The 19,604-nt window shown below is 67.2% G+C and carries 16 protein-coding genes; 8 read left to right on the forward strand and 8 right to left on the reverse strand.

The genetic code is table 11. The features are described 5' to 3' along the window. Positions 1-20 precede the first annotated feature (20 nt). The 5 genes from AC1DEZ_RS23170 to AC1DEZ_RS23190 all read right to left on the reverse strand — a co-directional run bounded on the left by AC1DEZ_RS23170 (position 21) and on the right by AC1DEZ_RS23190 (position 5,077). Positions 21-1,394 carry an amidohydrolase family protein gene (locus tag AC1DEZ_RS23170; protein ID WP_476780848.1) on the reverse strand — a complete coding sequence of 458 codons (1,374 nt, stop codon included), beginning with the start codon at positions 1,392-1,394 and terminating at the stop codon, positions 21-23. 43 nt (positions 1,395-1,437) lie between these two features. Continuing rightward, positions 1,438-1,956, reverse strand: a complete 519-nt coding sequence (locus AC1DEZ_RS23175; RefSeq protein WP_476780849.1) for a nuclear transport factor 2 family protein — start codon at positions 1,954-1,956, stop codon at positions 1,438-1,440. A 189-nt stretch (positions 1,957-2,145) separates the two neighbouring features. Beyond that, positions 2,146-2,529 (reverse strand): RidA family protein, encoded by a 384-nt coding sequence (locus AC1DEZ_RS23180; protein WP_441509806.1) that lies wholly within the window; start codon positions 2,527-2,529, stop codon positions 2,146-2,148. 508 nt (positions 2,530-3,037) lie between these two features. After that, positions 3,038-3,943 carry a LysR family transcriptional regulator gene (locus AC1DEZ_RS23185; protein WP_476780850.1) on the reverse strand — a complete coding sequence of 302 codons (906 nt, stop codon included), beginning with the start codon at positions 3,941-3,943 and terminating at the stop codon, positions 3,038-3,040. A 243-nt stretch (positions 3,944-4,186) separates the two neighbouring features. Then, positions 4,187-5,077: a tetratricopeptide repeat protein gene (locus AC1DEZ_RS23190; protein WP_476780851.1), complete on the reverse strand. Its 891-nt coding sequence runs from the start codon at positions 5,075-5,077 to the stop codon at positions 4,187-4,189. A gap of 126 nt (positions 5,078-5,203) precedes the next feature. Between AC1DEZ_RS23190 and AC1DEZ_RS23195 the strand changes: the two genes are divergently transcribed. From AC1DEZ_RS23195 to AC1DEZ_RS23205, 3 genes are all read left to right on the forward strand, one after another. Further along, entirely contained in the window at positions 5,204-6,586 is a 1,383-nt protein-coding gene (locus tag AC1DEZ_RS23195; protein WP_476780852.1) for a leucyl aminopeptidase family protein, read from the forward strand. An 80-nt stretch (positions 6,587-6,666) separates the two neighbouring features. Beyond that, positions 6,667-7,020, forward strand: a complete 354-nt coding sequence (locus AC1DEZ_RS23200) for a MarR family winged helix-turn-helix transcriptional regulator (RefSeq protein WP_265051248.1) — start codon at positions 6,667-6,669, stop codon at positions 7,018-7,020. Positions 7,021-7,164: 144 nt separating this feature from the next. Further along, positions 7,165-8,019 carry a C40 family peptidase gene (locus AC1DEZ_RS23205; RefSeq protein ID WP_476780853.1) on the forward strand — a complete coding sequence of 285 codons (855 nt, stop codon included), beginning with the start codon at positions 7,165-7,167 and terminating at the stop codon, positions 8,017-8,019. Positions 8,020-8,028: 9 nt separating this feature from the next. Here the strand turns inward: AC1DEZ_RS23205 and mutS are convergent, their stop codons facing one another. Continuing rightward, entirely contained in the window at positions 8,029-10,752 is a 2,724-nt protein-coding gene (gene mutS, locus AC1DEZ_RS23210) for a DNA mismatch repair protein MutS (protein ID WP_476780854.1), read from the reverse strand. A 103-nt stretch (positions 10,753-10,855) separates the two neighbouring features. On the opposite strand from mutS, the gene AC1DEZ_RS23215 reads away from it, so the two are divergent. Together AC1DEZ_RS23215 and AC1DEZ_RS23220 are read left to right on the forward strand one after the other, a co-directional pair. Further along, entirely contained in the window at positions 10,856-12,682 is a 1,827-nt protein-coding gene (locus AC1DEZ_RS23215; protein WP_476780855.1) for a methyl-accepting chemotaxis protein, read from the forward strand. 129 nt (positions 12,683-12,811) lie between these two features. Next, a complete protein-coding gene (locus AC1DEZ_RS23220; RefSeq protein ID WP_476780856.1) occupies positions 12,812-15,097 on the forward strand; it encodes an NADP-dependent malic enzyme in 2,286 nt (761 codons plus the stop codon). 34 nt (positions 15,098-15,131) lie between these two features. On the opposite strand, the gene AC1DEZ_RS23225 is transcribed toward AC1DEZ_RS23220, so the two are convergent. After that, positions 15,132-15,434: a plasmid stabilization protein gene (locus tag AC1DEZ_RS23225; RefSeq protein ID WP_441509815.1), complete on the reverse strand. Its 303-nt coding sequence runs from the start codon at positions 15,432-15,434 to the stop codon at positions 15,132-15,134. A gap of 297 nt (positions 15,435-15,731) precedes the next feature. Here AC1DEZ_RS23225 and AC1DEZ_RS23230 point away from each other — a divergent pair, with 297 nt between their 5' ends. Then, positions 15,732-16,679: a lysylphosphatidylglycerol synthase domain-containing protein gene (locus AC1DEZ_RS23230; RefSeq protein WP_441509816.1), complete on the forward strand. Its 948-nt coding sequence runs from the start codon at positions 15,732-15,734 to the stop codon at positions 16,677-16,679. A gap of 9 nt (positions 16,680-16,688) precedes the next feature. Here the strand turns inward: AC1DEZ_RS23230 and AC1DEZ_RS23235 are convergent, their stop codons facing one another. Beyond that, positions 16,689-17,441: a hypothetical protein gene (locus AC1DEZ_RS23235; RefSeq protein ID WP_476780857.1), complete on the reverse strand. Its 753-nt coding sequence runs from the start codon at positions 17,439-17,441 to the stop codon at positions 16,689-16,691. 116 nt (positions 17,442-17,557) lie between these two features. Here AC1DEZ_RS23235 and AC1DEZ_RS23240 point away from each other — a divergent pair, with 116 nt between their 5' ends. Further along, complete coding sequence (locus AC1DEZ_RS23240; RefSeq protein ID WP_476780858.1) at positions 17,558-18,193, forward strand: glutathione S-transferase family protein; 636 nt, start codon at positions 17,558-17,560, stop codon at positions 18,191-18,193. A gap of 141 nt (positions 18,194-18,334) precedes the next feature. Then, positions 18,335-19,573, forward strand: a complete 1,239-nt coding sequence (locus tag AC1DEZ_RS23245; protein WP_441509819.1) for a multidrug effflux MFS transporter — start codon at positions 18,335-18,337, stop codon at positions 19,571-19,573. The last annotated feature ends 31 nt before the right edge of the window (positions 19,574-19,604 follow it).

The raw sequence follows: 19,604 nt of genomic DNA on the forward strand, positions 1-19,604 counted from the left end.
AAATCGAGCTTTTGCTCTTGTTATGCGGCCATCGGCACATAGCCGGATTCCCGGATGATCCGGGCGGCGGAGGCTTCCAGCTCCCCGGCCTTGCGGCGCAGAAGAGCCGCATCATACCCGAGCACGCCGCCACGCTTGAGGACCTGCCCGTCGACGATGACGGTATCGACATTATGCGCGCAGCCCTGCTGCACGACCGTCCCGACCGGGTCGTGCACCGGAAACAGGTTGAAATCCGTGGCCTTGAGCAGGATCACATCCGCCTTCTTGCCGGGCGTTAGGCTCCCGATCAGATGCTCTAGCCGTATCGCCCTGGCGCCGCCGATCGTCGCCCATTCGAGCGCAACGCGTGAGAGCACCGGCAATTGCGTCAAAGGCGGCAGCCCCTGCGCATAGTTGGCGCGATGCTCGAGCGCCCGCTGGTAGAGCATAGCGAAGCGCATCTCGTTGAACATGTCGCTATTCGCCGCCGGAATGCTGTCGACCCCGAGTGAGGGCAGCGCGCCGAGGGCACGGATGCGTCCGGTCACCGGATCGGCAGGGTGGACATGCAATTCGATCATCGACGTCACCGTGAAGGATGCGCCGGAATCGACGATCAACTTGAGCTGCTCGTCGTCGATGTAATTGCCGTGGACGACGTTGTGGTTCTCGTCGAGCAAGCCCAGCCGGGCCGGGATCCGATACCCTTCCGGCGAGACCTGATCGGCCGGCCGGCGCGCGGCATGGGAGCTCGACAACAGGCCAAGCTCGCGCACCAGCCTGAAATCCTGCTCGACCACCTCGGGGACCGAGAATTGCGGGCCGAGGATCGCCGCCGCGAGGGTGACGCGGCGGTCGTCGGAGGAGAAGCGCTCACGCCGCAGCCTTACCAGCCGCTCGCGCGGATGGGGCTCATGGGTGAATGGGATGTCGGACACGGTCTTGAGCGGTTTGGCAGTGCCGTGGCCGAAGACGGCCCTGAGCCCGCTTTCTTCCAGCGCGTCGACCGAACGCTCGGCATGCTCGAACGAGGTGATGTTGTGGCACCAGTCGAAGAGCGTGGTGACGCCGGCATTGAGCTGCTCGAGGGCGCCGGCCAGTGTGCCGATATAGTTGTCCTCGGGCCGGAAGCGGGTGGCCATGTTGCCATGCATGATCCGGTGGTAGTCCGGGCCGGTCCAGTCCGCTCCGATCGAGCGCAGACCCGTCTGCCAGGTGTGGAGATGGGCGTTGACGAGGCCGGGCATCACGATCATGCCGCTGGCATCAATCACCTCGTCGGCATCGGCCTCGATTCCCGGCGCCACCGCGGCGATGCGATCGTCCTCCAGCAGAACGTCGGCGATGGCGAAATCGCCGATGGCCCGATCCATCGTGACGACCTGCCCGTTCCTGATCAGCTTCCTGCCCATGATGGCGCTCCGTAAATCCTCGAGATCGCAGTGCAGCGCCCGGCTATTCGCCGAAATGGGCGTAGGACGGATCCTGCCGTCCGATCGCGCCGGCATTGGCGTACTCGGTCGTGGCGGCGAGTTCCGCGGCGGTGAGGACCCTGACCTGGCGGTAGTCGCGGATGGTGCGGCGGTGCGCCAGCGACCAGCGCCCGCCATCGCAGCGCCAGCGGTCGAGATAGCGAGTGTGAACGGTGCGTTCCTCGATGTCGCCGTCGTCACGCTTGACGATCAGATGCGCGGTCGCCGAGGTCTCGCTGACCGCCCCCTCGCCCTTCAGCGCGACGAGGATGTTGCTCATGCTGTGCCGGTTGTAGAGCATGCTCGTATGCGCCTTCATCAGGAAGGCGACATAGTCGGCCCAGCTTCCGGAGAAGAGCGGCGGGAAATCCACGGTCGCGGTTTCATGCGCCATCGAGAGCAGGAGCTCCCGGTCGAGCCGGTCGAGCCCGCGCGGATAGGTGTGGATCAGCCGGTTGATCTCGGCCTTGCACATCAGTTCGTGGACGGCGTCATGCCCCATTTTGGGTCTCCTGCCGGCCGCCTATCGAACGGCCGATGCGTGATGGATCAGAGGACCGTCGTCGCGGCCGGAACGACGGCTTGCCGGGCGGCGTGAATGCAGGCCGGCAGAGGCCGGCAACGCGCCTGCCGCCAAGAGGAGGCCGGTGGGCGACGACAAGCTGAGCCCTCGCCCACCGGCGTGAGGCGGCTACTTCTCGTCGCCGACCACCGCGACGCACTGGACCTCGATCAGGAAGCCGGGAACAGCCAGGGCCGACACGGTGATCTGCGCGCTAGCCGGAGGATTCTTCGGGAACACTTCCTTGCGAACCGCTTGGAACTGGGCGCCGTTGCGCGCATCGGTGAGGTAGACCGTCATCGTGACGACATCCTCGAGCTTGCCACCCGCTTTTGCGAGCTGGCGCTCGATCTCGCGGAAGATGAAGCGGGTCTGGCCCTCGACATCACCGGCCAGGGACTTGCCCTGCTCGTCCTGCAGCGTGGTCACGCCCGCCAGCCAGACCTGCTTGCCGCCATGCGTGACGACGCCGGGGGAATAGCTTCTTCCGGCAAATTCCTTGGGGAGCGGCAAATACTCCCGTGCATAGACGCCGCAGCAAGCAGAGATGGCGGCCGCAAATGCCAGGACTACGGATGCAGGCCTGACGTGATCCCGAAATTTCATCTTCTTCACCCTCGGCGTTGTTTTTAGGACCCAGTAGAAGAGCCGACATCATTCCAGAACAGCGAATTGAGACGGGTCTATGCCCGGTATCGGCCGCTCAAAATCTTTATTCTTGGGGGCATTATGCTCAGCGGCCGGCCGCCAGGGGAAATACTGATTTCAGCTCAATGCATCGGCTTCCACGATCAATCGCCGGATGGGATGGAGCTCTGGCGATCGCGGGCATACGGCTCTGCGTTACCGACCCACGCCTGTCGTGCGCCGGCCTGGAGCCGGCTCGGGGCGCCTCATCCCGCGCGGACGTGACGCCATCCCGCCCCCCGCGGCTCAACCCATCCCGTTCCCGGAGTGGCGTTCCATGTCGGGTTCCCGGGTGCGAACGCGCCTTGACGGCCTGCGGCACGCCGGCGGCGCCTCAGGACGGGTCGATCAGGGCTTTGCCTTGCTCCCTGACGACATCGATGAAGGCCTCGACCGCCGGCGAGGGCGCCCGTTCCTTCGACATCACGATCGAGACCGTATGAAAGGCCTCGGGCCGCACCAGCGGGCGAAGCACCAGATCATAGGCGCTTGCCAGCGTCGCCGCCCAGGACGGCCAGGTCGCCACGCCCATCTGGGCCGCCACGAGGCCGAGCGTCGTGGTCATGTTCCTGACCTCGAAGGCCGGGCGAATTTCGACTCCGGCGAGCGCGAGATAGCGATCGATGCGCCGGCGCGCCGCGTTGTCCGGGTTGACCGAGATGAAGTCGTGATCGGCCAATTGCCGCCATTCGACCTCCTGCTCCGCCGCCAGAGGGTGATTGCGGGGGCACATCAGCATCAGGCGCTCGCTGAAGGCGGAGATGGCGGTCAAACCGTCATCCATCGTGTCGAAAACGCCGATGCCGCAGTCGAACAGGCCGCCGGCCACCCGGGACGACAGCAATTCGGGCGAAATCTCCTCGATGGCGACGCTGATCCCCGGATAGAGGCTACGGAAGCTCGCGATGATCTTCGGAAGCAGCGCAGCCGCCGCCAGCGGAGAGGCAGCGAGGCTCAACCGCCCCTTCTTGCGAGCAGCAAGTTCGCGGGTCGCAGTGAAGCCATTCTCAAGCTCCATCAGCATCCGTTCCGCGAAGGGAGCGAATTCGCGGCCGGCCTCAGTAATCTCGACCTTGCGGGTGGTGCGATCCAGGAGACGCGTCCCGAGTTCGGCCTCCAATTCGCGGATCAGCACGGAAAGCGACGATTGCGTCGTATTCAGCCGATCGCTGGCGCGCGTGAAGCTGTTTAGCCTGGCAATCTCGAGGAACGCCCTGATCTGCTTCAGCGTGATGTTCATGGGCGTTCGGTGGGGGCGTCGTTCAGCCAGCTTCCCACATGGGCATCGGGTCCACAAGCCGCCCCCGCCCCTGCGAACGCTGTTCGTCGGCGTCGCCTGGCGCATCTGCGCGTATCGCCTCGGCAGTTGGCCTGAATGCCTGCTTTGCCGGGACGCCAATGCCCGCTTCCGGCCAGCCGGGACAATGCACGACGCTTGCCGATACGGCCGAGGGGAACCGGGGGAAGCTTCTTCAGCTCGGCCTCAGCTACGGCGATCCGTATCGGCCGAGCCATCGGGCGCCCGGGCCAGCGGAGGCTTGGCGGCGGGTTGCTGCTTGCCCTTCGCGCCCTTGAGCAGGTCCCAGCTGTTCTGCTGGCTGACGCTGCGCTTGAGATAGGCGATCGTCGCGGCGGCTTCCGCCGGACTCTGGTCGCGCCGGGCCATGGCTTCGGCCTCGGCAAAGCGGCCCTGAAGCCCGAGCACGAGCACGAGGTTCTGACGCACGCGCGCATCGGCGCCCTGCGAGGCCGCCGCCTCGGCGAGAACGCGCTCCGCTTCCGGCAGATGTCGGGACAAGGCGAGCGACAGGCCGTAATTGGACATGACCGTCGGCTCGCCCGGGGCGAGCTTCAGAGCCGCCTGATAGATCTGCTGGGCCCTCTCATGATCCCCCAGCTGGTCGGCGACCGTGCCCTGCGCCGAGAGAATGCGCCAATCCGGCCGCTCCGGCGAATGGGCACGCGAGAGCACGTCGTCCGCCTCCCGAAACCGCCCGTTATCGGCGAGCGAGCGGCCATAGGCGCCCAGCAGCTCGCGATCGTCCTGGAAAGTCAGGACGGCGCTCTGGAGCACAGCCAGCGCCTGCGCATTCTGATCGAGCGCCCGGAGCGCCCGGGCATAGGCGAAGGCGGCGTTGCGATCCTTCGGATTGGCTTCATAGCGTTTCGCCCAGTTCTCGCGCTCGGCCTGCCATTCGGCCGCGGTGCGTGGCTGCGCCGCCGGGCTGCGGGAGATGGACCCCGTGACATCCCCGAGGCCGCCACGGCTCTGGCAACCCGCCAGGGCCAGCGCCCCGAGGCAGACCGCGATCGTCAATCCAAGTCGGCGAGCACGGAAGGCCGGCAGGTCGGAGGCGAGCTTCGTTCGAATCATGGGCCGGATCGCCTCGCGACAACGTCGTCTGACTGGGTTCCTCTGGTGGTTCGGTGATAAAACGTTAACCCTAATGCATCCTTAATTCCGGCAGCCGCCGCTGTCCCAGAACCGATCGACCGCCCCGTGAACAGTCTTCTGATCCCCACCTCCGACACCGCCGTTCCGATTCACGTGGTTTCTGCCGAGAGCTGGCCGGCCTTACAGACGCGGCTTTCCCCCACCCACCGCAATTTCGCGCTCGCCCAGGGCTTCGCGGCCGGTGCCGGCCAGCATTGCCTCCTTCCGGATTCGCAAGGGACACTCGCGGCCGTCCTCCTTGGTGTCGAAACCGCGCGGCGGCAGCGCGATCCTTTCGGGCCGGCGCGGCTGGCAGCCCTGCTGCCGGCGGGCGACTATGCGCTGGAAGGCGAGATCGACGATCCCGGGCTCGCCACGCTCGGCTGGCTGCTGCAGGGCTATCGCTTCGACCGCTACCGCAAGCCGAAGCCGCCGCGGGCGCGCCTGTCTCTGCCGGACGGCGTCCACGGCCAGGAGATCAGCCTGATCGCTGAATCGGCCGCACTGGCGCGCGATCTCATCAACACGCCGGCCAATGCGCTGGGGCCGGGCGAAATCGAGGCGGCGATCCGCGGGCTCGCCGCCGAATGCGGCGCAACGATCACCAGTATCGTCGGGGACGACCTGATCACCCGGAACTTCCCGATGATCCATGCGGTCGGCCGTGCCTCGACGCGGGCACCGCGGCTCGTTGATCTGGTCTGGGGTGATCCGGCCCATCCCAAGGTCACGCTGGTCGGCAAGGGCGTCGCCTTCGACACGGGTGGGCTCAACCTCAAGCCCGACGCCTCGATGCTGCTGATGAAGAAGGACATGGGCGGGGCGGCAGCCGCGATCGCAGCGGCGCGGATGATCATGCTGGCGAAACTGCCGGTGCGGCTGCGGCTGCTGGTTCCCGCGGTCGAGAACGCCGTTTCAGGCAATGCCTTCCGGCCCGGCGATGTGCTGGCGAGCCGCAAGGGCCTCTCGGTCGAGATCGGCAATACCGACGCCGAAGGCCGGCTGATCCTGGCCGATGCGCTGACGCTCGCCGACGAGGAGATGCCGGAGCTGCTGATCGATTTCGCCACGCTGACCGGCGCGGCGCGCACTGCGCTCGGCCCCGAGCTGCCACCCTTCTACACCCATGATGAAGGGCTCGCCGCGGAAATCGCGCGGATCGGTATGGCCGTAAACGACCCGGTCTGGCGCATGCCGCTCTGGCGGCCCTATGACGGCCTGCTCGATTCCAAGATCGCTGACGTCAATCACGTTTCCAGCGGCGGCATGGCCGGCTCGGTGACGGCAGCGCTCTTCCTCAACCGCTTCGTCGAGAAGACGGAATCCTACGCGCATTTCGACATCTACGGCTGGAACCCCTCGCCCAAGCCGGGACGGCCCGAGGGCGGTGAATGCCAGGGTGCGCGGCTGATCCATGCGCTGGTGCAGCAGCTCTATCCAACCGGTTAAGGCTGATCGCCAAAGGCGATTGCGCCATCACGACCGTGGGATAATGATACGGCTCCGTAACGATCGGGAACCGTGCCTTCATGCCCCTCGAGATCAAGCCTTCGCAGGCGCTCAAACTGTGGCGGCAGGTCCATCTCGATCTGGTACGGGACAGCGAAGCCGACCTCTCGGCGCGCCAGACGGCGATCCTGCTGACGGTCTATCTCGAGCTGCCGCCGCATACGGTGCGGGGGCTGGCGAAACAACTCGGCGTGACCAAGCCGGTCATCACCCGCGCGCTCGATACGCTCGGCAAGCTCGGGCTGCTGACGCGCAAGCGCGACGAGGCTGACCGCCGCAACGTCGTAATCCAACGCACTGTCGCCGGTGCGCTCGCGGTCGAAAGACTGGCCGACCTCGTCACCGAACATGCCAAGGAGATCGGCGGAAGCTGACGGCTCTCCCAGCACTGGCCTCGCCGCCGCTACAGCATCAGACCTGCTTCAGGAATCCGGTCCGATACCGCAGCCCTTTGTTGCCGCATCGTTTTCCGCCGAAAACCGGATCCACTTTTCGGCACGATGCTCTAGATTGCACCCATGACGATTCTCGACCGCCGCATCCATGCCTTCCGCCCCGATCTCGCCGCCCGCCAGCTCGCGGGGAAGGTCGAGACCGCTCGCTTCGCCGATGCGCAGTCAATGCGCGTCGTTGTTCCCTCGGCGCCGCTGCGACGTGAGCCGCGCCCTGACGCCGCGCTCGATACCGAGGCGCTCGCGGGCGAGCTGGTTGATGTCTACGAGCGCGAAGAGGGATGGGCCTGGGTCCAGCTCGCCACGGACGGCTATGTCGGCTACCTGCCCGACGACGCGCTGCGCCCCGACCAGCCGGCGCCGACGCATCGTGTCGCGGCGCTCAGGACCTTCGTCTATCCCGGCCCCTCGATCAAACTGCCGCCGCTTGCATCGCTTTCGCTGAATGCAGGCGTCGCCGTGCTGGAGACCAAGGGCGACTTCGCCATCCTCGCCGATGGCGGGCACGTCTTCCTGAAGCACCTCGTCCCGGCCGACCGCTTCGAAGCCGACTTCGTCGCGGTCGCCGAACGTTTCCTCGGCGTACCCTATCTCTGGGGTGGCAAGACGAGCCTGGGCCTCGACTGCTCGGGGCTGACACAGCTTGCGCTCACTGCTGCCGGCATCGCCTCGCCGCGCGATTCAGACATGCTGGAAGCCGCACTCGGCAGCCCCGTTCCCTTCGATGAGAGCCTATCCGGGCTTAGACGCGGCGACCTGGTCTTCTGGAAGGGCCATGTCGGCATCCTGACTGACCCGGATACGCTGCTGCATGCCAACGGCTACACGATGACGGTCCATCGCGAGCCGCTGCGGGAAGCGCGCGACCGCATCCTGACGAAGAGCTTCGGCGCGATCACAAGCATCAAGCGGCTGGGCTAGAACAGAAACTCAGGCCAAACCTTTCAGCCGGTAGAGCGCTTCCAGCGCCTCGCGCGGTGTCATCTCGTCCGGATCGATCCCGGCCAGGGCATCACGCAATCCGTCGGGCTCGTCCTCAGCGACGACTGGTGCGGGACGACGCTGCGGCGCGGCGAAGAGCGGGAGATCATCGACCAGCGAGGCAACCGGCTTCTCGCGCTCGGTCTTCTCCAATTCGCCGAGGATGGCGCGGGCTCGCTCGACCACGGCCGGCGGCAGGCCGGCGAGTTTGGCGACCTGGATGCCGTAGGAGCGGTCGGCCGCCCCCGGCACGACCTCGTGCAGGAAGACGACCTCGCCCTTCCATTCGGTGACGCGGACGGTCGCGTTGGCGACCCGGTCGAGCCGGTCTCCGAGCGCGGTCAATTCATGGTAGTGCGTGGCGAACAGGCTGCGGCAGCGGTTGATCTCGTGCAGATGCTCGATCGCCGCCCAGGCGATGGAGAGGCCGTCGAAGGTCGCGGTGCCCCGCCCGATCTCGTCGAGGATGACGAGCGCGCGCGGGCCGGCTTGATTCAGGATCGCGGCGGTCTCGACCATCTCGACCATGAAGGTCGAGCGGCCGCGGGCGAGATCGTCGGCCGCGCCGACGCGCGAGAATAGCCGGTCGACGATGCCGACATGGGCGCGTGCCGCCGGCACGAAGGAGCCCATCTGAGCGAGAACCGCGACCAGCGCGTTCTGGCGCAGGAAAGTCGATTTACCGGCCATGTTCGGGCCGGTGATCAGGCAGATGCGCCCGCCCTTGGCCTCGGTGCCGGGCGGCGACAATTCGGTATCGTTGGCGACGAAGGGCTTTCCGTCCCGCTTGAGCGCGGCTTCGACGACCGGATGGCGGCCGCGCTCGATGGTGAAGGCGACGCCATCATCGATCAGCGGGCGGCTCCAGCCCTCGCGAGCGGCGAGATCGGCAAGGGCAGCGGCGACGTCGAGTTCGGCCAATGCCAGCGCGGCGGCCTTGATCGGCTCGGCCTGAGCCAGCACGGCTTCGCCGAGCCCGGCGAAGATGGCGAGTTCGAGCTTGAGCGCCCGGTCGGCCGCGGAGGCGATCTTGGCCTCGAGCTCGCCGAGCTCGACCGAAGAGAAGCGCATCGCATCGGACATGGTCTGGCGATGCACAAAGGTCGCGCGCCAGGGCTCCCTGAGGAACTCTTCGCCCATCGCCTGCGGCACTTCGACGAAGTAGCCGAGCATGGCGTTGTGCTTGATGCGCAGCGTGCGGCAGCCGGTTTCGCTCGCGTAGCGGGCCTGCAGTTGCGCGATGACCTTGCGCGAATCGATCTGGAGGAGGCGCAGCTCGTCGAGCGCCGGATCATGCCCCTCGCGCACGAAGCGGCCGTCGCGGCGGTTGAGCGGCAACTCGTCGGCCAGTGTCGCGTTTAGGCGAACCGCCAGATCGGGATTGCTCTCGCCCAGCGCCTGCATCGCGCCGGAGAGCTCCGCCGGTAGCTCGCCGCGCCGGACGAGCAAGGCGGCGATCGCGCGGGCGGTGTCGAGCCCGGCGCCGAGCGCAGCGAGGTCGCGCGGGCCGCCGCGATCGAGCGAGAGCCGCGCCAGCGCACGCGCGACGTCCGGCACCTTCTCCAGCGCCTGCTGCAGATCCTCGCGCAGGGCGCCGTCCGCCACCAGGAATTCAACCGCGTCGTGACGCGCCGCGATCGCCGCCGCATCGGTCAACGGGCCGGCGAGGCGCTCGGCCAGCAGGCGCGCGCCGCCCGGCGTCACCGTGCGGTCGATCGTAGCGAGCAGGCTGCCCTGCCGCTCGCCGCCGAGGGTGCGCGTCAATTCGAGGTTGGCGCGGGTGGCGGCGTCGATCAGCATTGTCGCCGAACCGGAATCGCGCACCGGGGCGGAAAGGGGTGGGCGCGCTCCGAGCTGGGTGCGCTCGACATAGGCGAGCGCTGCACCGGCCGCCGCGATCTCGGCGCGGCTGAAGGCGCCGAAGGCGTCGAGCGTGGCGACGCCGAAGAACTCCTTCAGGCGCCGCTCGGCCGAGGCCGCATCGAGTCCGTCGCGGGCGAGCGGCGTCACCGGCACCGCGATCTCGCGCCAGAACTCCTTGAGTTCGGGATCATCATGGATCGCGTCGGGGCAGACGATCTCGCGCGGCTCCAGCCGCGAGAACTCGATGGCGAGCCGTTCCTGCGGCGTCTCCATCACCGTGAAGCGACCGGTCGAGATGTCGATCGCCGCGAGACCGTAGAGCGAGGCCGCCTCGCCCGTCTTGCGGCGCGCGACCGCGACAAGCAGGCTCGCGCGGCCGGGCTCGAGCAGCCGCTCCTCGGTGATGGTGCCGGGGGTGACGAGGCGCACCACATCGCGCTTCACAACCGATTTGGCGCCGCGCTTCTTGGCCTCGGCCGGGTCCTCGGTCTGCTCGCAGACGGCGACACGATGGCCGGCGGCGATCAGGCGCTGGAGATAGTCGTCGGCGCGCTCCACGGGGACGCCGCACATCGGGATGTCGTCGCCCTGATGCTTGCCGCGCTTGGTCAGCACGATGCCGAGGGTGCGCGAGGCGATCTCGGCGTCCTTGAAGAAGAGCTCGTAGAAATCGCCCATGCGATAGAAGAGCAGGCAGTCCGGATTGGCAGCCTTGATCTCGACGTACTGCGCCATCATCGGCGTGACGCGTTCGGCGGCAGCGGCCGGCGCGGCGGAAAGGGTGGCTTCGCTGGGGGAACTGTGACGCATCGGCCGGCACGCTAGCAAAAAGCGGCGCCAAGACCATCCGTTAGGACGGCTTTCAACAATTGAAAGCAAGGTCCATCGGCCGAATCGGCCGAAGGTCTCGACATTGCTGCTGATCAATCTCGTCCAGAGCCTGTTCTTCCTGCTCTTCGCCGGGCTCGTGCTGACGGTGATCGCCCCCAGGTTCAGCGGACGGGGCTGGCTACGGCCCTGCGCCGTGAGCCTGTTGTTCGCAGGCGGCGCGCTTGTCAGCATGGCGAACCCCGTCGAGATCCAGCCCGGCCTGCTGATCGATTCACGCAATACCTTCGCCATCCTGGCCGGGCCTATCGGTGGGCCCTGGGCGGCCCTCCTGACGGCCACTCCGCTGGTCGTCGCGCGCTTCCTGGCAGGCGGCGTCGGCATGGCGACCGGAATCGGCGGCATCGTGCTGCGCATGCTGATCGGAATCGCCTTCTCGGCCTGGCTGGCGCGGCGCCGACGCCCGCTGATGCCACGCGACCTTATCCTGCTGAGTTCTCTCGATGCCCTCTGCCTGCTGGCCTCGGCCCCTTTCATTCCGGGCGATGCGGGAGAGCTCTTCCTGCGCGAGGCAGTGCCAGCCATGATACTGGTGGGCACGATCGGCATCATCCTCACCGGCATCGTCGTCATCCACGACAACGACCGCCGCGAAACGGCTTATCGCTTGCGGACCCTGATCCAGCGGGCGCCCGGCACGCTCTATCAATGTCTTTTGAGGCCGGACGGCAAACTGTCCTACCAGTTCGCGTCATTCTCCATCGACAAGGCGCTGGGCATCGCGCGGAAGGATGCCGAAAAGGATCCGGAAGTCTGGCTCGGCAAGATGTTCGCCGAGGATCGCGCGCGCTTCGAGGATCGGCGCCGCGAGACGCCGGGCGACGACCATGTCTGGCGTTTCGAGGGGCGCTATCATGCTCCAGATGGCGGCACGGTCTGGCTTCGCAGCGAGTCGACGCGGCGCCGGCTTGCAGATGGAACATTCATCTGGGACGGCATCCTGCTCGACATCACCGCCGAGAAGACGCTGGAGGCGCGCCGTGCCGAAATCGAGACGCTCCGCAAGACCGCGCTCGACGAACTGGCCGGCAATCTGGAACGCACCGTCGGCAAGGCGCTCGCCGATGTCGGGGTTTCGATGCGCGACATGCGCGCCGCCGCCGGCCAGATGGTGCAGAGCGCGAGCGCGACGACCCTGCGTGCCGAAGGCGTGACCCGGGAGGCGGAAAGCGCATCGCAGCGGGTCGGCAGCGTCGCAACCGCGGCGGAAGAGATCGAAGCCTCGATCCGGGAACTCACCCGCCAGACCAGCCATGCCGACGAGACGGTGCGCGCGGCCGCCAGCTATGTCCGCAGCACGCGAAGCGACGTCACCGGGTTGACGGAGGCGGCCGACAAGGTACGCGCGGTGCTCGATTTCATCGAGGAGATCGCGGCCCGCACCAATTTGCTGGCGCTGAACGCCACGATCGAGGCCGCGCGGGCGGGTGTCGCAGGGCGTGGCTTCGCCGTCGTGGCGGGCGAGGTCAAGACGCTCGCAGAACAGACGCAGAAGGCGACGCGCGACATCGCCGAAACTCTCTCCGGCATCCGCGGTGCTGCCGCGGCCGCCGTCCAGGCCGTGGCCCATATCGAAGGCACGATGACCATGATCGAGCAGACGTCCGGCGCGATCGCCTCCGTCGTCAGCCGGCAGGCCGACATCGTCTCGACCATTGCCGCCGATGCGCAGGCCGTCGCTCTCAGCGCCGACGCCGTCACCGCAAATGTCAGCACGGTCGGCACCGAGGTGCGCGTCACCGGGGATGCCGCCGTCGGCGTGGCGGATGCCGCCCGCAGGGTCGACGAGCAGGCGGAAGCGCTCGACCGCTATGTCGGTGATTTCGTCCGCAGCGTGCGCAACCGGCTGTAGCCTTCCGACGCCGCCGCAATTCCACCGTTGCCCGGCAAGAGTTCTGTGGGCCTATAACGGCTTGTGGTCCCGTGGGGCGCGGCCGTATGGTCGCTTCCCCCGAGGAAACGCTCAAGAAAAGACTCTTCGATGAACGACCGCCCGACGACCAAGAGAACGCGCCCGACCTTCACGGACCAGGAAGCCCTGCTGTTCCACTCGCAGGGCCGTCCCGGCAAGCTGGAGATCGTCCCGACGAAGCCGATGGCGACGCAGCGGGACCTCTCGCTGGCCTATTCGCCGGGCGTGGCCGTGCCGGTGCTGGCGATCGCTGAGGACCCGTCGCGCGCCTATGACTACACGACCCGTTCGAACCTCGTCGCGGTGATCTCGAACGGCACCGCCATCCTCGGCCTCGGCAATCTCGGCGCACTCGCCTCCAAGCCGGTGATGGAGGGCAAATCCGTCCTGTTCAAGCGCTTCGCCGACGTCGACTCGATCGACCTCGAGGTCGACACGGAGGACCCGGACAAGTTCATCGACGCGGTGCGGTATCTCGGCCCGTCCTTCGGCGGCATCAACCTCGAGGACATCAAGGCGCCCGAGTGCTTCATCATCGAGCAGCGCCTGCGCGAATTGATGGACATCCCGGTCTTCCACGACGACCAGCACGGCACCGCGATCATCGCCGCCGCCGGCCTGGTCAACGCACTCGATCTGACCGGACGCGACATCACATCGACCAAGCTCGTCATCAACGGCGCCGGCGCCGCCGCCATCGCCTGCATCGAGCTCCTGAAGGCGATGGGCTTCAAGCCCGACAACGTCATCCTCTGCGACACCAAGGGCGTGATCTACCAGGGCCGCACCGAGGGCATGAACCAGTGGAAGTCGGCCCATGCCGCCATCACCGACAGGCGGACGCTGGCGCAGGCGCTGGAGGGGGCCGACGCCTTCTTCGGCCTGTCGCAAAAGGGCGCGGTGACGCCGGAGATGGTCGCCGCGATGGCGCCGAACCCGATCATCTTCGCCATGGCCAATCCCGATCCGGAAATCACGCCGGAGGAGGTCCATGCGATCCGCGACGACGCCATCATGGCGACCGGCCGCTCGGACTATCCCAATCAGGTCAACAACGTCCTCGGCTTCCCCTTCATCTTCCGCGGCGCGCTCGACGTGCGGGCGACCACGATCAACATGGAGATGAAGATCGCTGCAGCGGAGTCGCTGGCGATGCTCGCCCGCGAGGACGTGCCCGACGAGGTTGCCGCAGCCTATCAAGGCGCGCGGCCGCGCTACGGCAAGGACTACATCATCCCCGTGCCGTTCGATCCGCGCCTGATCCAGGTCGTGCCGGCGGCGGTGGCGAAGGCGGCAATGGAATCCGGCGTCGCCGGCAAGCCGATCGTCGACATGACCGCCTATAAGGCGCAGCTCTCCGCCCGCCGCGACCCGGTCGCCGGCACGCTCAACCGCATCTTCGAGCGGGTAAAGCGCTATCCGAAGCGCGTCGTCTTTGCCGAAGGCGAGGAGGAGCAGGTCATCCGCGCCGCAGCGTCCTTCGTCAATCAGGAGCTGGGCCAGGCCATTCTCGTCGGCCGCGAGGAGCGCATTTACGAGACCGCGACCTTCCTCGGCGTCGATCTCGAAGCCAAGGGCATCTCGATCCAGAACGCCCGGCTCTCCCACCGCAACAGCGCCTATGCGCAGTATCTCTACGAGCGGCTGCAGCGGCAGGGCTATCTCTTCCGCGACTGCCAGCGCCTGATCAACCAGGACCGCAACCATTTCGCCGCGGCGATGGTGGCGCTCGGCGATGCCGACGCGATGGTGACGGGCGTGACCCGCAACTATTCGATCGCGCTGGAGGAGGTTCGCCGCGTCATCGACGAGAAGCCCGGCCATCGCGTGATCGGCGTCTCGATCGTGATCTCGCGCGACCGCACCGTCCTCGTCGCCGACACCGCAATCACCGAGATGCCGACAGCTCTGGCGCTTTCCGAGATCGCGATCGAGGCAGCCGGCGTCGGCCGCAGGCTCGGCTACGAGCCGAAGGTGGCGATGCTCGCCTTCTCGACCTTCGGACATCCAGCCGGCGAGCGCTCCGAAAAGGTGCGCGAGGCGGTGGCGATCCTCGACGGCCAGCGCGTCGATTTCGAGTATGACGGCGAGATGGCGGCAGATGTCGCGCTCAACCGCGAGATCATGACCCAGTATCCGTTCTGCCGCCTGTCAGGACCGGCGAACGTGCTGGTGATGCCGGCCTTCCACTCGGCCTCGATCTCGACAAAGCTGCTGCAGGAACTCGGCGGCGCAACCGTGATCGGCCCGCTGATCGTCGGCCTCGACAAGCCCGTGCAGATCGTGCCGCTCGGCGCGAAGGATTCCGACATCGTCAACATGGCGGCGCTGGCCTCCTTCAACATCGGCGGCTGAGGCAGGCAACTCCGGGGCGGCAAGCCGCCCCGGTTCAGGACGCCTTTTTCTTCCGCGTCTCGGCCGCCTTCTTCGCCGAGGCCGAGCGCTCGGACTTCGGGCGCGCGGCCGCGGCCTCGCCGCCGATCCGACCGCCACGCTTGGCGGAGACATTGGTGTCGGGCTTGCCCCGGCCGGAGCCCGACTTGTTGCCACCGCCGCTTTCCTTGTTCACGGTAGCCCAGGCCCGGCGCTCGGCTTCCTCGTGCGAGACGCCGCGCTCCTGGTAGCCTTCCTCGATATGCTCCGCCTTGCGCTTCTGCTTGTCCGTATAGGCCGATTTGTCGCCACGCGGCATGATGAGCCTCCCTTGCTGGAGTCGAGCGTTGAACGCCGGCGAGCAGCGGCTGTTCCCCCCATTCCAACCTTGCCGGCCCGCATCGCTGACGCTCGGGCACGGGGGCTCGGCCCGAGGCGGCTGTCGCGACCAGCCTCCTCATGGGGCTCATTCGCCGCAGCGGCTTGTGCATCGCTGCCAACGCGCTATCTCTCGGGCCGGGGCGCGGCCGCGCCCTCCCATCCCCCCGTGCTGCCGCGATCCGGCTGTGGCGCGCAACCCAGAGAGCGCATGTCTTTCGGCCCGCATGAGCCAGGAATGCACCTGCGCAAGCGCAGCCGCTGGTGGTGGCTCGGCCCGCTGGCGAGCATGGTCATCTTCGGCGCTTCGCTCGTCGTGCTCTGGCACATCATCAGCCAGATGGAGCCGGGCCAGCTCGCCGGCGCCTTCGCCAATGCCAGCCTGCGCCAGCTCGGACTTGCCTGCGGTTTCACGGCCCTGAGCTATCTGCTGCTCACGGGATACGATGCGCTGGCGCTGCGCCGGCTCGGACTCTCGATCCCCTACCGCACCACAGCGCTCGCCTCCTTCACCAGCTATTCGGTGTCCTTCACGCTCGGCTTCCCGATCGTGACCGGCGGCACGGTGCGCTACTGGATCTATTCGCCGAAAGGCGTGCGGGCTTCGGAGGTCGCGAGCCTGACAGTGATCGCGGGCATCACCTTCTGGCTCGGGCTCGGCGCCATCCTCTGCGCCAGCCTGGTCTATTCGGCCGATTCGGTCGCCATGCTCGCGCGGACCTCACCACTCGTCGTCCAGATCGTCGGCGGCCTCGTCGGGCTCGGTATCATCGGCTACCTGATCTGGATCGCAACGGACGAGCGCAGCTTGCGCGTGCGGGGATGGAACCTTCATCTGCCGGGGCTGGGCACCACGCTCGGCCAGATGGCGCTCGGCGCCTGCGAAGTCAGCGCCGCCGCAGCCGTGCTCTTCGTGCTGCTGCCGGGCGGCTACAATCTCGACTACCCGACCTTCCTGGCCGCCTACATCTTCGCCTGCCTGATCGGCATCGCCAGTCACGCGCCCGGCGGCCTCGGGGTCTTCGAGGCGACGATGCTGGTCGCGCTCAACCGGCTTCCCTACGAGCAGGTGCTCGGAGCGCTGCTGATGTTCCGGGTGATCTACTACGTCCTGCCCTTCATCCTGGCGCTGGCCATGCTGGCGCTGAACGAGATCATCCGCCGGATCCGCCGCCACGAGCCGTGAGGCGCACGGCTATTTCAGGGCGATGATGATCATCAGGAAGGCAAGGAGAAGCAGGAGCTGCCTGAAGCTCCAGTTAATCTTGCGCAGCTGCTCGGCACTGCTCTCCTGCCAATCCTCATCGGGTTCGTGACCGTGCTCGGCTGCAACCCGGTGCACCGGCACAGCCTCCGCCAACGGCTCGGGACGGGCCTTCGGCATCCATTCGATGCTATCGATGAAGCCACGGGCCGGGACAGCGGCCTTTCCATCGCTCCCAGGCGCGAGATACCAGCCGACCGGGCTCCCTGCGGGCAGCTCGCGATCCTCCTCCCGTACCCAGAGGCTCGTCGTGGCGCTGAGCGAGAGCTCCTGCGCAAGCCCTTCGAGCATGTCGGCCTTGAGCGCCTCGAACACCAAGGGAGCCAGAAACACATCGGCAAAGGGCATCTCGGCCCCGCCTTCTTCGCGATAGCCGAGCATCAGCAGGAGGCGCGGCTGTTCGCTCGACGCGGCAAGCGGGCGCAAGGTGAGGGCAATCGCCTCGGCCTCGCCGTCGAAGCCGGCGCGCCGCAGCACGCCATCCGCCACATGGGCCTCGGCAAGGATGCGCCGCGCGTCCTCGAGGCGCCCCTCGCGACTCTCGAAGCCGCCGACGATGCGAAGCGCCGCGGCCTGCAGCCGAAAGCGCCGGGCCGAGCCCTGGACGTAGCGGGCCAACGAGCCCTCGATCGCCATCCGCCCTTCACTCACGGAGACGCTGCGCAATGGCGATGATTCGTTCATGCTCCCGTCCTGTTTCGCAGCAAGGATAGCAGTTCAAACCGGCGCCGTCAGGCGATGTATCCTGACAGCATCGCGACAGCGCTAGAGCGACACCGCACCGCAAGGAGGCAATATCCATGACAGACGAACTCGTGCTGTACACGAATCCCATGTCGCGCGGCCGGATCGCGCGCTGGATGGTGGAAGAGGTCGGCCAACCCTACCGGACCGAGATCCTCGGCTTCGGCGCGCCGATGAAGAGCGCGCAATACAAGGCGCTCAACCCGATGGGGAAGGTGCCGACGCTCGTCCATGGCGACACCGTGGTCACCGAATGCGCGGCGATCTGCGCCTACCTCGCCGATGCCTTCCCGCAGGCGGGGCTGGCGCCGGAGCCGACCAGCCGGCTGCGCGGCCCTTACTATCGCTGGCTGTTCTTTACGGCCGGCCCGGTCGAGGCCGCCGTCAGCAACAAGGCCTTCGGCCTCGAAGTGCCGCCCGATCGGGCCCGTGCGATCGGCTACGGCACCTATGCGGATGTGATGGACACGCTCGAACAGGCCGTCAGCCAGGGGCCATACCTGCTCGGCGAGCGCTTCAGCGCCGCCGACGTCTATGTCGGCTCGCAGGTCCAGTGGGGGCTGCAGTTCGGCACGATCGAGAAGCGGCCGGCTTTTGAGGCCTATGGCGCAAGACTGGCTGGCAGGCCAGCCGCCAAGCGGGCCGACGACATCGACAACGCGCTGATGGCCGAGATGCAAAAGGCCGGCTGAAGCGGGAAGCGCGCCCGGCGCATGGCGCATGGCTGGCAGGGCGGGTTGCCGCCCCCCTGTCGGGAGGTCTAATGCTGCCGCCTGATCATTGCCTGCCGCTGCCCTCCGCTCGCAGCCGCCGGGCCAGCTTTCGCGATCGCCATGAACGACATGTCCGCCATCGCCCGGCCGCGCCACGGCATGGGCTTCTATCCCTTCGTAGGCCTCACCGCCGCGCTGATGGCCACCAACGCGCTGGCGATCGACTCCATGCTGCCGGCTTTGCCGCAAATGGCCGAGGCGCTGGGCATCGCCGAGGCCAACCAGCGGCAGTGGATCATCACGGCCTATCTGCTCGGCTTCGGCGTCTCGCAGATCTTCTACGGCACGATTTCCGACCGCTACGGCCGCAGGCCGGTGCTGCTCGCCGGCCTGATCGTCTACGTCTTCGCCAGCATCGCCGCGGCATTCGCCGGCTCGTTCGAGGCGATGATGGCGGCGCGCGTGGTGCAAGGGGTCGGCGCCGCGGCGACGCGCGTGCTCGTCGTCTCGATCGTGCGCGATTGTTATTCCGGGCGCGACATGGCGCGGGTGATGTCGCTCGCCATGATCGTTTTCCTGGCCGTGCCGATCCTCGCCCCGTCGATCGGCCAGGCGATCCTGTGGGTGGCGCCCTGGCGCTGGATCTTCGGCGTGCTGACCGCCTTCGGCGCCACCGTGCTCGTCTGGGTCGCGGTGAAGCTGCCCGAAACCCAGCATCCGGAAGACCGCAAGCCGATCGCCCCCCGGAGCGTCGCCGCCGCCTTTCGCACCACGCTGACGAGCCGCATCGGCGTCGGCTACATGCTGGCGATGGCCTTCGTGCTCGGCGGGCTGTTCGGCTTCATCAATTCGGCGCAGCAGGTCTTCGTCGACGTCTTCCATACACCCGAACTGTTCACCACCGTCTTCGCGCTGATCGCGATGTTCATGGCGGCATCCTCGCTGCTGAACTCGCGCATCGTCGGGCGGCTGGGCATGCGCCGGGTCTCGCATACCGCGCTGCTGGGCTACATCGCGCTGACAAGCCTGCATGCGCTCCTCGCCCTGGCGGGCCATGAGTCGCTGTGGAGCTTCGCGATCCTGCAGGGCGGCGCCATGTTCTGCTTCGGCCTGCTCGGCCCGAATTTCGGAGCCATGGCGATGGAGCCACTCGGCCATGTCGCGGGGACGGCATCCTCGGTGCAGGGCTTCGTCACCACAGTGATCGGCGCGCTTCTGGGCTTCTATATCGGCCAGCACTTCAACGGCACGGTCATCCCGCTGACGCTGGGCTTCGCACTCTGCGGCATCGCCGCGCTCGTCATCGTGCTGATCGTGGAAAAGGGCCGGCTGTTCCATCCGGCGCCGGGCCGCGCCTGAGCGGCTCTCTTTCGAATCCGTCGCCAACGGC

Source organism: Allobosea sp. 10L422 (assembly GCF_056395345.1).

Bases quoted from the DNA above. Each gene is read 5' to 3' on its own strand.
- AC1DEZ_RS23170 (WP_476780848.1), bottom strand. From the start codon at position 1,394: ATGGGCAGGAAGCTGATCAGGAACGGGCAGGTCGTCACGATGGATCGG.
- AC1DEZ_RS23175 (WP_476780849.1), bottom strand. From the start codon at position 1,956: ATGGGGCATGACGCCGTCCACGAACTGATGTGCAAGGCCGAGATCAAC.
- AC1DEZ_RS23185 (WP_476780850.1), bottom strand. From the start codon at position 3,943: ATGAACATCACGCTGAAGCAGATCAGGGCGTTCCTCGAGATTGCCAGG.
- AC1DEZ_RS23190 (WP_476780851.1), bottom strand. From the start codon at position 5,077: ATGATTCGAACGAAGCTCGCCTCCGACCTGCCGGCCTTCCGTGCTCGC.
- AC1DEZ_RS23200 (WP_265051248.1), top strand. From the start codon at position 6,667: ATGCCCCTCGAGATCAAGCCTTCGCAGGCGCTCAAACTGTGGCGGCAG.
- AC1DEZ_RS23205 (WP_476780853.1), top strand. From the start codon at position 7,165: ATGACGATTCTCGACCGCCGCATCCATGCCTTCCGCCCCGATCTCGCC.
- mutS (WP_476780854.1), bottom strand. From the start codon at position 10,752: ATGCGTCACAGTTCCCCCAGCGAAGCCACCCTTTCCGCCGCGCCGGCC.
- AC1DEZ_RS23220 (WP_476780856.1), top strand. From the start codon at position 12,812: ATGAACGACCGCCCGACGACCAAGAGAACGCGCCCGACCTTCACGGAC.
- AC1DEZ_RS23225 (WP_441509815.1), bottom strand. From the start codon at position 15,434: ATGCCGCGTGGCGACAAATCGGCCTATACGGACAAGCAGAAGCGCAAG.
- AC1DEZ_RS23230 (WP_441509816.1), top strand. From the start codon at position 15,732: ATGCACCTGCGCAAGCGCAGCCGCTGGTGGTGGCTCGGCCCGCTGGCG.
- AC1DEZ_RS23235 (WP_476780857.1), bottom strand. From the start codon at position 17,441: ATGAACGAATCATCGCCATTGCGCAGCGTCTCCGTGAGTGAAGGGCGG.
- AC1DEZ_RS23240 (WP_476780858.1), top strand. From the start codon at position 17,558: ATGACAGACGAACTCGTGCTGTACACGAATCCCATGTCGCGCGGCCGG.
- AC1DEZ_RS23245 (WP_441509819.1), top strand. From the start codon at position 18,335: ATGAACGACATGTCCGCCATCGCCCGGCCGCGCCACGGCATGGGCTTC.